This is a genomic window from Rhodococcus sp. NPDC056506 (genome assembly GCF_042794945.1).
Taxonomy (GTDB): domain Bacteria; phylum Actinomycetota; class Actinomycetes; order Mycobacteriales; family Mycobacteriaceae; genus Rhodococcus_F.
The window spans coordinates 127,135-140,070 of record NZ_JBHTSW010000002.1 but is presented as its reverse complement, the minus strand read 5'-3'; the positions used below and the strand labels follow the sequence as shown (position 1 = coordinate 140,070).

Genomic DNA, 12,936 nt, shown 5'->3' with positions numbered 1-12,936 from the left:
TGCTGATCGAGTGTAAGAAATCGGCGTACCGCGATAACCAAACAGGATGGCTGAAGCCTAGCCTTGGGTTTCGGTCACTTGTCGTGCCTGCATCCTGATGCTGATTCAAGGAGTTATCCATGCCCCGCCCTCTCGTCGAACCGTCGCTGGTCCCGGCCTTGCGCCCGGCGCTGCCTGCATTGGCAGCCGGGGTGGTCTCGGCGGCGGCGTCGGGAATCGCGATGCTCGGTGCGCTCTGGTGCGTCGTGCAGCTCATCGGTGAACCGTCGATGAGCTGGGCTGGATGGGCATGTGCGCTCTGGTTCGTCGGCGTAACGCTCGCGGCCACGTCGTCGTGGCTCTCGCACCACGCCGAGTCGCTCTTCGAAGCCAGGCTTCGACGCCAACTCGCAGCCCACCTCGTTCGCCTGCCGGCAAGTGCGCTGTCCCGCTACAGCGGAGACGCGCTGAGGAGGCTTGTCTCGGATGACATCTCGGCGCTGCACCATATGACCGCGCACCTACCGGCCGAGTTCGCGACGCTGATCGTGGTCCCCGCGGTCACGATCACGGTGCTGGTCATCTCGGCCGGCCCCGTGGCGCTTCTCGCTCTGGTCCCCGGCATCGTGGCCGCACTGTTCTACCTGATCGTGATCCCCCGAATGGCCGCGCGGCACAGCGCTGAAAGCGCGGATGTCATGGGCGACATCGTGACCTCCGTGGACGACTATGCCCGCGGCATCCGCGTCTGTCGGATCTACGGTGCGCAGACCGGTGCTGCCGCCGACTATGCAGCATCGACGGCACGGTTCACTCGCGGAATGCAGGAGCGCGTTCGACTCGTGGCTACCCCTGCGGCCGTCGCAGTTTCCCTCATGCAGGCGACGGCGACGTTCGCGATCGCCTATGCCGTCGGATTCCGCTGGGATGCAACGACGTTAGCCGCAACCATCCTCTTCAGCCTCGCAATCGTGACACCGGCCCTGCGGCTCGGGCACGGCCTCGACTACGTCACGGCGGGACGCTCTGCTGCAGTCCGACTCGCAGCAGCTCTGGACGAACCCACCCTCCCTGCCGGTGAAGCGCCAACCGTTCCGGCCTCGAGTCCCTCCGATCGACTGGAGATCGTCGACCTGACTGTCACGATCGCGGACCGCAGAGTCATCGACGACGTTACGCATGCATTCCGCCCAGCCACGATCACTGCGATCACGGGACCGAGTGGAGCGGGCAAGTCGACGCTCCTGAAAGCATTGGCCGGCTTCGAAGTCCCGGAACTGGGTACCGTCCGCTACGCAGGTCGTTGCATCACCGCGATCGACGAGAACCTGCGGCCACAGTCCATTCTGCTCACACCCCAGGGCGCAGACGTGTTGCCTGCCACGGTGCGCGAGAACATCGCATTGGCCGCACCCGATGCAACGGACGCGGAATACACCGCTGCACTACGCCGGGCACAGATCGACGTCAGCCTCGATGCCGACGCCACATCACTCTCGGGAGGAGAACGCCAGCGCGTCGGGCTTGCTCGTGTATTCCTCTCGCCCGCAGCAGTACTGCTGCTCGACGAGCCGACCAGTGCACTTGACGATCGCACGGCCGCCGAACTGCTGAAGGAATTGCGACACCTCGCACATGACGAAGGAAAAACGATTGTGATCGTCACCCACGACCCCGCTCTCGCAGATGATGCCGACGATCGACTCGACCTCGGCGGTCGAAATGTGCACGATGCCACCTCGCACAATGCAGCCCTGACTGGAGCCGAATAATGAACAGCGCCAATGCGGCCCGCCGACGCTTGATCACCATCGGATTCGGCTGGGTGTCCGTTGCCGTCCTCGAAGCGATCGCGTACACCACCCTCGCGCTCTCGATCGCCGATCACCGGTCACCGGTTCTTGTCCTGGCCACGGCGGCGATCGCGCTCTTCGTGACCGTGCTCGTCTCGCGAGCCGGATACTTCACCGGCGCCCGACTCGTCGGCGATCTCTACGATGCCCTCGGTGGCGCGTTCGCCCGCGCGAAGCTGTCCTGGTTCACCGACGACAACCGGGCACTGCTCGCCACCGTCGCCGGCCGCGGAATCCCGTCACTGATGAGCGTTCCTGCGCACCAACTTCAGACGTTCCTCGTTGCACCACTGATCCCGCTGCTCCTGCTTCCTGGAATCGCGGTCGTCGCGGGGCCAGGCGTCATGCTGCTCGTCGGCGGGCTGCTCGCCGTGTCGCTCGCCGCTCAGACGCTGGCCCAACGCGCGCTCAGCCGAGCGGACGAGCGCCGACACGAAGCCGAACTCGCAGCAACGCAGTCGACACTCGAGCTCACCGACCATCTCGAATTACTGCGTACGGCAGCCGGTCCCACGCGTGCCGTCGATCGCATCGAGCGAAGCTGGCGGGATCAGGAAGCTGCGCTCGCACGGACAAATCTCGCCGCGGCACCAGCGACATTCATCTCGGCGATCGCCACCATTGTGCCGCTGGCAGGTGCAGTGATTTTCCTCGCCGCCACCGGATTCGACGATCCCGCAGCCGCTCTCGCCCTCGTCATCCTCACTGCTCGCGCCGCTGCGCCGCTCGACGAACTCGCCCTGGCCGGAATCGGAGTCAACGAACTGCGCGCAACGGTTCGCGACTACCGCACAGCGACTTCGGCTCCCGCACTGCCTGAGTCCGCACCCCAGGACGCCGCGCGCCCTGTTGGAACGGACATCAAGGTCGTCGTGGTGGACCACGCTCCGGTTCTGCATGGCATCAACGCGGAGATCCCCGCTGGTGAACGTGTTCTCGTCGCAGGGCGCTCCGGTACGGGCAAGAGCACACTTCTCGGGCTACTCATGCGCTTCGACGACCCGGACCAAGGCAGCGTCACTCTCGGCGGAGTTTCATTGCGCGACTTGCCCTACGACGACCTGGCGGCGCACATCGGCTACGTCCCCCAGGATCCACTCGTGTTCTCGGGCACTCTCGGTGAGAACATCGGACTCGGAAGACCGGGCGCTTCCGAAACCGAGATCGAGGACGCCGCCAGGCGTGCTGCCCTCGGTGCCGTTCTCGATCGCTCGACGCTAGGAATCCATCAGGACATCGGACACCAGGGTGCCGCTCTCTCCGGCGGCGAACGTCAGCGGGTGGCGATCGCTCGCGCCTTCCTCAAAGACGCTCCCGTCCTGGTGCTCGACGAGGCGACCTCGGCTCTCGACGAGGGCACCGAACGCCGCATCGCCTACGCCGTGCGGGAATTGGCGGCAACCGTCTTCGTCGTCACCCACCGCGACCCTGCCATCTGGGAGCCCACCCGCAGGATCACTCTCTGACATCGCATACCCTAGTGCTCGCGTTGCAGTCCCTCGACTTCGGCAGGTGTACGACGGATAACCCTTGCAGGTGTTCCAGCAGCCACGACGTGATCCGGAATGTCTTGCAGCACCACACTTCCGGCACCGATGACAGCGTTCTGACCGATCGAGACTCCCGCACCGACGGTGACGGAGGCACCAAGCCACGTGTTCTCACCGATGACGATCGGAGCGGCTCGCTCCCACCCCTCGCGACGCCGGCGATGATCATCGACAGGGTGCAACGCTGTCATCAGTTGGGCTCCAGGCCCGATCCTCACGTCCGCGCCGATTGTGATCAGCGCGTCATCCATGAAGAACCCGTTCGCGTTGACGAATGCGTTGGCTCCAAGCCGAATGTTGTATCCGTAGCTGCATTGGAACCGCGGCACCACCGATGCTCCCACGCCTACCTCACCAAAAAGGCTGGCGAGAGCCTGCGAGCGGACAGCATCGTCGTCCGCCGAAGCCCCATTGAACGAGTCGAGTCGACGCCAACACTCCAGTCGCCGCTGCCTCAGCTCGTCATCATCGAGATACCACTCACCACGAGCAAGACGATCCGCCTGTTCTCCCACACTCGGATCGTCGCACATCGCGCAACGGCACCCCTGTTGGGCGCGTTGCACTCGACAAAGCGCTACAACAGAGCGGCTTCCATCCCGCCCAATTTCTCGAGCTCAGCTAAGCCGCTCGATGATAGTGACGTTCGCGGTCCCGCCACCCTCACACATGGTTTGGAGTCCGTACCGTCCATCAATGCGGTCCAACTCGTGCAACATCGTGGCGAACAATTTGGTGCCAGTCGCCCCAAGCGGGTGACCCAATGCGATTCCACCACCGTTGGGATTGACCCTGGAGGGATCTGCACCCGTCTCGATCAACCAGCTCAGAACCACCGAAGCGAATGCCTCGTTCATTTCCACGGTATCCATCTGGCCGATCGCCATGCCGGATTTCGCCAGTGCATACTTCGTCGCGGGTATCGGCGCCGAGAGCTGCAGCATCGGATCGTCGCCGCGCACGGTCATATGATGAATACGCGCTCGCGGCTTCAATCCATGAACATCGAGCGCCTTCTCGGAGACGATCAGGGCCGCTGATGCGCCGTCACAGATCTGCGAGGCCACGGCAGCCGTCAGCAACGAGCCTTCCCTCAGCGCGGGCAATGCAGCCATCTGCTCCATAGACGTCTCTCTTGGGCATTCGTCAACGACGCAACGCCCCAATGGCACTGTCTCACGATCGAATCGACCCGCTGCGATGGCAGCACGGGCACGCTGATGCGATTGCAGTGCCCATTCCTCCATGTCTTCACGGCTGATGCCCCATTTCTTGGCAATGAGGTCGGCGCCGACGGACTGTGAGATTTCAGCCGCGCCGAATCGTGCAGCCCACCCCCGGGACTTACTGAAGGGCGTGTCGAATCCGTATTCGTTGCCGGCACGCATCGCCGCAGAGATAGGAATCGCGGACATGTTCTGCACGCCGCCGACAAGCACCACGTCTTGGGTCCCGCTCATGACCGCCTGCGCTGCGAAATGGATGGCTTGCTGTGAAGATCCGCATTGTCTGTCGACTGTCGTTCCTGGGATGTCCAGCGGTAGGCCTGCTGAAAGCCAGGCAGTGCGGGCGATGTTGCCCGATTGCGGCCCGATCGCGTCGACACAACCGAAGATCACATCGTCGACGGCCATCGGGTCCAGTTGGGTGCGGTCGAGAATCGATGTGATCACGTGGGCCCCCATGTCCGCTGGGTGCTCTCCTGCGAGCGCGCCGTGCCGTTTACCCACGGGAGTGCGGAGCGCATCGACGACATACGCCTGGGGTGCAACCATACGAACTCCTCCGAATCGAGCTTTGGTCGGGCTTTCGATGTCCACACTCTAGCGATCAAGCGTTTGCTTGGTTTGTGAAACGATATTCAATCTCGAACATCTCATCCAATGAAATCCATTGCTGTCGCAAATATTCGACAGTTCGATGATCGATCACCCCACCTGACATGGCGGCCGAAGTCGCATCCACACCTATAAATGCGCATTGACAGGATTGTGAAAATAGCTGCGCTCGTTGAACTTCGAGCAGAACGAGTACAAGATTCATATCAATTGTCGTGCCCACAGAAATCCTTCGTTTACCTCGCAAACCGGGCTTTGCTCCGCCACAAGTCGGTTGGACGATGGATGAAAAGTTAGTACTTTCGGTGGAGCCAACTGCGATATGGCCTTTCATCGCCGAACGCAGAGTTCACATGCCGATACACGTTGCAGGACAACTCTTCTGTAAATTGCGACCAATTCAGCGATTCACGAACCCCCGCTGACTCGAAAACTGGATACCCTTGCGGTAATGGCACTCCGGGTAGAGCATGGGCACCACACCGTCTTCGATTACCGGAGGTTACCGTGACGAATCTCGTACGCCGACTATCTGCCTGCGTATCCATAGTGGCCGTTTCGGTTCTCGCGCCCGCAGCCATTGCCTCCGCTTCTGTCACCGTTCCGTTCCAAATCAACCCGGCACCGTTCGGGAACCCAAACGGCAGCTTCGACGCACCCCCCGTCCACTGTGTGGCGGTAGTCGGCGAACAACCTGGCACGGTGACGATCACCGGCGCAAAAGACCAGCGTTGGGGTTGCATGCTTTCGACCGAAGTGCGCTGGATGAACCTCTCGACAGGAACGTCCGGCGCCGGTCGGCTTTCGGGCGACAACCAAGGAACCCCGGGGGAGGCAACCCTGCAGACTGGAGCCGGGCAAGTCGCCGTCGCCATATTGCCTGCCGCCGGACCGATCACCCCGGGCTTCGCGACCTTCTTCGTCCCATAGGCAACCCCCAAAAATAGGCAACCCCCAAAAAAACCGGGACATCTGCTGCACGAACAAACCCGTCGCCACATGATCATGTGGCGACGGGTGAGTGCTTTCCGATCTGCAGTGGTGTACCTACAGCTTCGCGCTGATGAGCGGCACGATATGTTCAGCCGCCCACATCGTTCCGATCGGGCCTCCGCTCGTGATTGCCCACAGAACATCCCCTCCGTCGGCGGTGCGAGGAGGCAGGCCAACCCAGTGCCCGGAGGACACAGCTCCAAGTGCTTGGAAGAGCTTCCCGCCGGTCAGCTTGTCGAAATCCTCTTCGCTGCCGGCGGCACTGCGACCGATCAGCAGGAAATCCGCATCGATGTTCTCGAGAAGTTCCTCTCCGACCGTGCTCTGGGTAAGGAACTCTTGTGCGCGCGGGTTCTCGGCAAAACCGAGCTCACCCAGGAATGTTGCCGGCGCCGAACCTGGCGCTGAAAGATACTGCAGCCCATTGCCGGTGCCGTAGAAGATCGCCCAAGTCGCAGTCAGACCCGCGAGTTGCGGGTTCTCCTCACGCACTTTGGCGAAGTACTGATCATGCTCTGCCACAACCTTTTCAGCCGCATTCGAGAGATCGAGGGTCTCGCCCAGAACACGGATCGACTCCTTCCACGGCACGAGCATCCGCGACTTCGTGTCGGGGCTCGTCACCACCGGTGCGATGGAGGATAAACGCTCGTAGTAGTCGCCCATGGACAAACCACCCAGGCCGTCAGCCCAGCCGACGGCGACGATGAGGTCCGGTTCGCTCGCGGCGATCGCTTCGACGGGAAGTGTGCCGCCCATCGCGAACTCGAAGGTGTCGAGATCCTCTGCGCCGTAAGGCAACAAGTACGACTGGGAAGCCGATTCCTTCACCATCGACGAGGAGAGGACGGGTTTGACGCCGAGCGCGAGGAGCATTTCCGTGTCGACGGCATTGGGCACGATCGCGGCGATCCGCTCCGGCCGCTTCTCGAGAATGCTTGTACCGTAGGGCGATTCCAAGGTGATCGGGTAGGTGGTTGTTCCTTCCGCCGCAGGAAGGGCACTCCCTTCCGAACCGGGAGAGGATGCCGTTTTCGAGTCTTCGGCCGAGGCCGAGCACCCGGTTACGAGGAGCGCTGCGGCGAGCGCGGCCCCGATCAGTCCGGTGATCCGTGATCGTCTGGTGCGCAGGACTGTCATTTCTGCCTTTCGGTGTTATCGAACACTTTCGGTGTTATTGAGCGCCTTGGGTGTTACCGAGTGATGGATCCAGGTCAGGAATCTGCGCGCACGGTGTCCCCGCGCTTCCAATAGCCGGTGAAGTCGATGTCGGTCTTCGCGATCCCCCGATCACGGATGAGGTATCGACGGAGCGATCGAACCGTCGCCTGCTCTCCTGCAAGCCAAGCGAATACGCGTCCGTCAGACCATTCGGCAGCACGGACCGCATCGAGCAACAAAGAAGTAATGCCGGGCTCGGCCTCCTCGCGTGGCAACCACGTGATGCTCACCCCGGGCAACTCGCGCACCGATTGAATGTGAACCGAGTCCGCAATTTCGACGAACACCTGCCCCCTGGCGTCGGCGGGCAATTCCTCGAGCAGACGTGCGATCGCAGGCAGCGCCGTCTCGTCACCGACGACCAACAGATGCTCGTAATCATGCGGAAGTCCCTGTGATACCGAGGGACCCGCGATATGTATCCGGCCGCCCGGGCTGGCGTCGCGCGCCCAAGTGGTAGCCACTCCACCGCCGTGAACGACAAAATCGACGTCGAGTTCCCTTGTTCGCGGGTCGTAGCGTCGCACGGTGTACGCACGGGCGAGTGGACGGCGTCCCGCTGCAAAAGTCACACTGCCATCGACTATCACCGGCAGGACCGGATCGGTTTCGCCAGGGTAGGCGAACAACAATCGGATGTCGTCGTCGAAGCCTGTGCTGGCGAAGGCAGGCTCGACGTGACCGTCCGCGTTGGTGAAGGCGTCGAGCTGCGCTCCGGTGAGCGTCACCCTTCGCATTCCCGGCGACACGTCTGTCACGCGACGTACCTCGAGTTCGCGCAAGGTGACGGGATACGCCGTTATCGGACGGGTGTTTCGGGGCACGGAAGACTCCTCGGAAGCGCACAAGCGGGGGTTCGGCCCACGTTCGATCACGGCGGGAGGGCTCATAAATAAAGCTAGCCTGCCCTAATCGGCTACGGTTATCCGTGCGTGCCGACTTCTTACACTCATCGGCCGCCTACGCGAGAAGGCATCTACATCAGGAGGGCATCGTGGGACCACGGTTGGTGTTCTCCGCGGGCGAAGTACCCGAGATCCCCGCTGCTCGACTCGCCTCGATCGCGAATGAACGTGAACCGCTGCTGTTCTGGGTCCGCACCGGACGCGCGGAACTGCAGATCGGCGACCGCGTCCGCAGCCTGACCGTGGGGGCGGCAGTGTGGGTACCGGCGGGAATCGCGTACAGCATCCAGGTCGACCCGGGAGCGGTCGCGTTTCCCATTCCGATGCCCGCGGCCGACCTGCCGCCCGCATTGAACCGGATCATCGACTTCGAGATCCCGGCAGCCTGGCAGGACTGGCTCGTCCACCAATTCGCGCACAACTTGGGATTTCTGCGCGGTGGGACGGCTGTGGGAGCCGGACTACTCGAGCTTGTCGCGGGAGCCCATTCCCACGACGCCGACGCTTCGGTGTCGTACGCCCCACCGAAGTTGCCACGCTCGGCCGAGGCCCTCGAGATCGCTCGCACGCTTCTACGAACGCCTGCCGACGACACCGACCTTGCCCAGTTCGCCCCGCGACTCAAGATCGGTGTCCGCACTCTGCAGCGCAGGTTCACCGAGGAAACGGGATTGTCATTCGTGCGCTGGCGCACCACGGCACGGATCGCGGCGGCGACCGTTTACCTGGACGCCGGACGCGAAATCGGTTGGACGGGTATGCAGGTGGGATTCGCGACGCCCGCGGGCTTCACCCGAGCGTTCCGTGAACACACTGGCATGACACCCAGCGACTACGCGCGGGCCCACCGTCGCCCGACGCCGATCCAGGAGAACGAGACTCTGGCACAGGGCGTCGCACTGTTGTCGGAGGAAGGCGCCCAGTCGGACTCTGCACCGGCACCCCCGACGATCCCCGCAACCGGAACGTGGGCAAGGGTCAACGACTTTCACGTCGTCGTCTGGATCTACCGAGGTTCCGCCCGGGTCACTTTCGGCGACCGAACCTGGAATCTGAGGCGGGGCGACGCGATGTGGCTTCCCGCGGGAGTACGCAACAGCGTCGAGATCGGGGAGGGTTCACTGTTACTTCCGCTCGGATCCCAGCCGGGCGCCTCTCCCGTCACCGCACCGCCGCCACGAGTGCTGCACTTCGCTCGCGAAGCGGAGGCGTATCTGTTGCACACGGTGGTCGCGAATTACACCCACCTACGCCCCGAGATCCACGATCCGGCGCAGATCGCGAGGCAGGTCCGAAGTATCGCGGCGGTGCGTCCATCCGCCGGCCGTCAGACCGATCCAATCGAGCGGATGCTTGCCGCGCTCCGAGTGGACCCCAAAGATTCGCGCACGCTGTCGGAGTGGGGCGCTCAACTCGGCGTCGACAAGAACATGCTCCACAAACGCTTCGTAGCGGCCACCGGCCAGAGCTACCCGCATTGGCGTGCTCAGTTGCGCATGACCCTTGCCCGCGGTCATCTCGAGGAGGGCCTTTCGGCCGGAGAGACTGCCCGCCGGCTCGGCTACGCGCACGCCTCCGGCTTCACCAAGGTCTTCGTCGCTACCCACGGTATGTCGCCGCGGGACTACCAGCGCCGTGGGTGGCGAGGCGCGACCGAAGGACTCATCGACTCGTGACCTTCGTCGGAGTAATTCCGACAGACCCCACTACACGAACAACGCGGCGGCCATTCCGGCAAAAACGAGCGAGATGGCAAACAAGTAGAGACGCAGAATGCCGCGATACCTCTCGCGAGCCTGCTCCACTTCGTACGAACTACTCAGAGTCCGGAAGAGAACTACGAGCATCAGAGCGACGGCTGTGAACAGTGTGACCACGATGACCCAGTCCGTCGTGGTTTCCACCGGCGCTTTGCCGTCGTCGCGAATTGCCCACTGAGCCAGAAAGTTCAGCAAGAACCCCAAGATGATGCCGAGCGAAGTCACCATCGGCTGACGGGTATCCCGAATGTCGTCGTTCATGATCACTACTTTCTTGACTAAATTTTCAGTCAGGAGCTATTCTCTGTGCAAGTAAGTCGGCGCCGGAGAAATCTGGCGCGATCGAACAGTAGCTGGATGTTGCCCCGCTCGCGCGCGATGAACAGATTCCTCGAAGACCAAGCGAGCACGCGAAGAGCAGAAGGAGTCACCGCAATGCAAAGACGTCGGTTCATTCAGGCAGGCGCAGCAGCGCTCAGTGGCCTCTTCTTGGCAGGTTGCAGCGATTCCGATTCCGCCTCGGGCGGGAGCAATGGCGAAGACGATCCACGCGAGTGGGTGATGCCGGAAGAGGGGGATCCACACAAGCGCACCTGGATGGCATTCGGCGCCAGTGAAGCGATCTGGGGAGCGGCTCTCCTGCCCGAGGTCCAGCGCAACCTCGCAACGATCGCGCAGACCATCGCGCAGTTCGAGCCCGTCTCGATGCTTGTTCGTTCCGAGGAACTGGACTTGGCTCGCACCCTCGTCGGCCCATCCGTCGAACTGATCACCGCGCCTCTCGACGACCTCTGGATGCGCGATACCGGCCCCGTATTCGTGAAAGGCAACGGGACCAAAGCGGGTATCGATTTCAACTTCAACGGCTGGGGCGAAAAGCAGGATTTTGATCAGGACGGCCAGGTCGCAGCCTTCGTTGCCGCTCGCGCGGGAGTCGAATCATTGCCTACCGACCTGATCCTCGAAGGCGGCGGCATCGAGGTCGGCGGCGAAGGCACAGCCATCATCACCGAAAGCTGTGTACTCAACAACAACCGCAACCCGGGATGGTCGAAGTCGGACGTCGAAGCCGAACTCGGCCCCCTGCTCGGTCTCGACAAGATCATCTGGCTACCGGGAATCGCCGGCAAGGACATCACGGACGGCCACACGGACTTCTACGCCCGTTTCGCACGTCCAGGTGTCGTGGTCGCAGGCCTCGACACAGACCCGGAGTCGTTCGACCACGACGTGACCGCACGTCACCTCGAGATTCTCCAGAACGCGACCGACGCACAGGGGCGGAAGCTGGAAGTGGTTGTCCTCGAGGCGCCGGTCGCGATCAGGCCCGACTTCGAATCGGATGATTTCGCAGCCGGATACATCAACTTCTACGTGTGCAACGGGGCGGTCATCGCACCCGAGTTCGGTGATCCCGAGGCCGACCAGGCCGCCAGAAGTGAATTGGAGCGCCTCTTCCCCGACCGCCGCGTCGTGCAGATCAACATCGACGCCATCGCCGCCGGTGGTGGCGGCATTCACTGCACCACCCAGCAGGAACCCGCGGACTAGAAACCCGTCCCGACCACCCTCGTAGAATTCGGACTCGTGTCGAACCGTCAAACGCAAATCTTGGAAGCAGCAGTCCGCGTCATTGCCCAACACGGCGTACGCGGACTGAGGGTGGAGACGCTCGCTGCCGAGGCCGGAGTGTCGACGGCACTCATCTACTACCACTTCCAGAATCGCGCAGGTGTGCTGCGCCGGGCCCTCGATCACATCAACGATCGCGCCGCGCTGTACACCGAAAGTGCCTTCACGGAGACAGACCCTCGTGCGCAGCTCGAGCAGATGCTCCTGCTGGAGTTTCAGAATGCCCCGAAGATTCGGGAGAACAGCATCGCCTGGGGTGAACTCCGAGCAAGCGCAGTCTTCGCCGACGAGCTGCGCGAACCGCTACGCACCACGACGCAAGAGTGGGCCGACGACGTCGAATCTTTGATCCGCCAAGCGCAGGACGCCGGACTCGCTGACCTGAAGGCAAGCCCGGCCGACGCCGCCGAGCGACTCACCGCCCTGGTCGAGGGTCTGAGCGAACGCTGGCTGAGCGGCTCGATCCCCATCGAACGAGCCCGAGAACTGCTCACCGGTGCGATCGGCGTGGAGATCGATCCGAACTAGCCTCTACCGCTCGTCGACGCCCTTCGATTCCGGCGACAGAGCCGGGAACCAGATGTCGGTCAGAACCTCGGCGGCCTGAACCCGTGTCACGTCGATCGTCCCCTGCACGGCCCAGCGTGTGAAGAATCGCTCCAACTGACTCACGAGCAGTTCGACGCGCAACCTCGCCTCGTCGTGCTGTTCCGAGGGCCACCGACCCAGGTACTTGGGCATGGCATTCGGTAGTTGGGTCATACCGTCTCGCGCTGTCTCGCGGAACTCCGGTTCGAGTGCCACGGCCTCGTCCCACGCCGGCAGCAGGCGCTTGTTCTCGTCGAACCAGTCGAAGGCACGCTGCAGCCAAGCCGTGAATTCCACGCGAGAGTTCGTGTCGAGGACCCGATCGAGATCGATGTAGAAAGCGAACGCACTCGCCGCCATCCCCGCCGCGCCGATCGTTTTGAGCATCTCCACCTTGCTGGCGAAGTGCACGTAAAACGTGGCTCGACTGCATCCGACGACCGAGGCGATGTCGTCGACCGTCACAGCCGCGTATCCCCGTTCCTCGAACAACGTGCGTGCGGCGTCCACGAGTTTGGCCCGCGTCGCGCGTTTCTGCTCGTCGCGAAGTGTTCCCCGCCTGTTCTTCGGGCCGTCCGTAGTCGTGCTCACGTCGCCCACCTTGCTCGCATTTCGAC

General features: G+C 62.8%; 13 protein-coding genes. 6 read left to right on the top strand and 7 right to left on the bottom strand.

Annotated features, from left to right (window positions below; all coding sequences use genetic code 11):
* Positions 1-119 precede the first annotated feature (119 nt).
* Positions 120-1,751 (top strand): ATP-binding cassette domain-containing protein, encoded by a 1,632-nt coding sequence (locus ACFQ6H_RS02870; RefSeq protein ID WP_378643720.1) that lies wholly within the window; start codon positions 120-122, stop codon positions 1,749-1,751.
* Complete coding sequence (locus ACFQ6H_RS02865) at positions 1,751-3,298, top strand: ATP-binding cassette domain-containing protein (RefSeq protein ID WP_378643717.1); 1,548 nt, start codon at positions 1,751-1,753, stop codon at positions 3,296-3,298. Before ACFQ6H_RS02870 ends, ACFQ6H_RS02865 begins: the two co-directional genes overlap by 1 nt.
* An 11-nt stretch (positions 3,299-3,309) precedes the next feature.
* On the opposite strand, the gene ACFQ6H_RS02860 is transcribed toward ACFQ6H_RS02865, so the two are convergent.
* From ACFQ6H_RS02860 to ACFQ6H_RS02850, 3 genes are all read right to left on the bottom strand, one after another.
* Positions 3,310-3,897 carry a sugar O-acetyltransferase gene (locus tag ACFQ6H_RS02860; RefSeq protein ID WP_378643714.1) on the bottom strand — a complete coding sequence of 196 codons (588 nt, stop codon included), beginning with the start codon at positions 3,895-3,897 and terminating at the stop codon, positions 3,310-3,312.
* 102 nt (positions 3,898-3,999) lie between these two features.
* Positions 4,000-5,157, bottom strand: a complete 1,158-nt coding sequence (locus ACFQ6H_RS02855) for an acetyl-CoA C-acetyltransferase (RefSeq protein WP_378643711.1) — start codon at positions 5,155-5,157, stop codon at positions 4,000-4,002.
* A 55-nt stretch (positions 5,158-5,212) separates the two neighbouring features.
* The gene (locus tag ACFQ6H_RS02850) at positions 5,213-5,443 is read right to left on the bottom strand and encodes a hypothetical protein (protein WP_378643709.1); all 231 of its coding nucleotides are present in this window, start codon (positions 5,441-5,443) and stop codon (positions 5,213-5,215) included.
* A gap of 326 nt (positions 5,444-5,769) precedes the next feature.
* Here ACFQ6H_RS02850 and ACFQ6H_RS02845 point away from each other — a divergent pair, with 326 nt between their 5' ends.
* Positions 5,770-6,150, top strand: a complete 381-nt coding sequence (locus ACFQ6H_RS02845; RefSeq protein ID WP_378644018.1) for a hypothetical protein — start codon at positions 5,770-5,772, stop codon at positions 6,148-6,150.
* 117 nt (positions 6,151-6,267) lie between these two features.
* Here the strand turns inward: ACFQ6H_RS02845 and ACFQ6H_RS02840 are convergent, their stop codons facing one another.
* Positions 6,268-7,353: an ABC transporter substrate-binding protein gene (locus tag ACFQ6H_RS02840; RefSeq protein WP_378643707.1), complete on the bottom strand. Its 1,086-nt coding sequence runs from the start codon at positions 7,351-7,353 to the stop codon at positions 6,268-6,270.
* Positions 7,354-7,427: 74 nt separating this feature from the next.
* Entirely contained in the window at positions 7,428-8,258 is an 831-nt protein-coding gene (locus tag ACFQ6H_RS02835) for a siderophore-interacting protein (protein ID WP_378643705.1), read from the bottom strand.
* A 170-nt stretch (positions 8,259-8,428) separates the two neighbouring features.
* Between ACFQ6H_RS02835 and ACFQ6H_RS02830 the strand changes: the two genes are divergently transcribed.
* Positions 8,429-10,015, top strand: coding sequence for a helix-turn-helix domain-containing protein (locus ACFQ6H_RS02830; protein ID WP_378643702.1), 1,587 nt, complete (start codon positions 8,429-8,431; stop codon positions 10,013-10,015).
* Positions 10,016-10,045: 30 nt separating this feature from the next.
* Here the strand turns inward: ACFQ6H_RS02830 and ACFQ6H_RS02825 are convergent, their stop codons facing one another.
* A complete protein-coding gene (locus ACFQ6H_RS02825) occupies positions 10,046-10,360 on the bottom strand; it encodes a hypothetical protein (protein ID WP_378448288.1) in 315 nt (104 codons plus the stop codon).
* Positions 10,361-10,534: 174 nt separating this feature from the next.
* Between ACFQ6H_RS02825 and ACFQ6H_RS02820 the strand changes: the two genes are divergently transcribed.
* Positions 10,535-11,650 (top strand): agmatine/peptidylarginine deiminase, encoded by a 1,116-nt coding sequence (locus tag ACFQ6H_RS02820; protein WP_378643699.1) that lies wholly within the window; start codon positions 10,535-10,537, stop codon positions 11,648-11,650.
* Positions 11,651-11,686: 36 nt separating this feature from the next.
* A complete protein-coding gene (locus ACFQ6H_RS02815; RefSeq protein ID WP_378643696.1) occupies positions 11,687-12,259 on the top strand; it encodes a TetR/AcrR family transcriptional regulator in 573 nt (190 codons plus the stop codon).
* 3 nt (positions 12,260-12,262) lie between these two features.
* On the opposite strand, the gene ACFQ6H_RS02810 is transcribed toward ACFQ6H_RS02815, so the two are convergent.
* Positions 12,263-12,919: a TetR/AcrR family transcriptional regulator gene (locus tag ACFQ6H_RS02810; RefSeq protein WP_378530521.1), complete on the bottom strand. Its 657-nt coding sequence runs from the start codon at positions 12,917-12,919 to the stop codon at positions 12,263-12,265.
* Between the last annotated feature and the right edge of the window lie 17 nt (positions 12,920-12,936).

Bases quoted from the DNA above. Each gene is read 5' to 3' on its own strand.
- ACFQ6H_RS02865 (WP_378643717.1), top strand. From the start codon at position 1,751: ATGAACAGCGCCAATGCGGCCCGCCGACGCTTGATCACCATCGGATTC.
- ACFQ6H_RS02825 (WP_378448288.1), bottom strand. From the start codon at position 10,360: ATGAACGACGACATTCGGGATACCCGTCAGCCGATGGTGACTTCGCTC.
- ACFQ6H_RS02840 (WP_378643707.1), bottom strand. From the start codon at position 7,353: ATGACAGTCCTGCGCACCAGACGATCACGGATCACCGGACTGATCGGG.
- ACFQ6H_RS02870 (WP_378643720.1), top strand. From the start codon at position 120: ATGCCCCGCCCTCTCGTCGAACCGTCGCTGGTCCCGGCCTTGCGCCCG.
- ACFQ6H_RS02855 (WP_378643711.1), bottom strand. From the start codon at position 5,157: ATGGTTGCACCCCAGGCGTATGTCGTCGATGCGCTCCGCACTCCCGTG.
- ACFQ6H_RS02820 (WP_378643699.1), top strand. From the start codon at position 10,535: ATGCAAAGACGTCGGTTCATTCAGGCAGGCGCAGCAGCGCTCAGTGGC.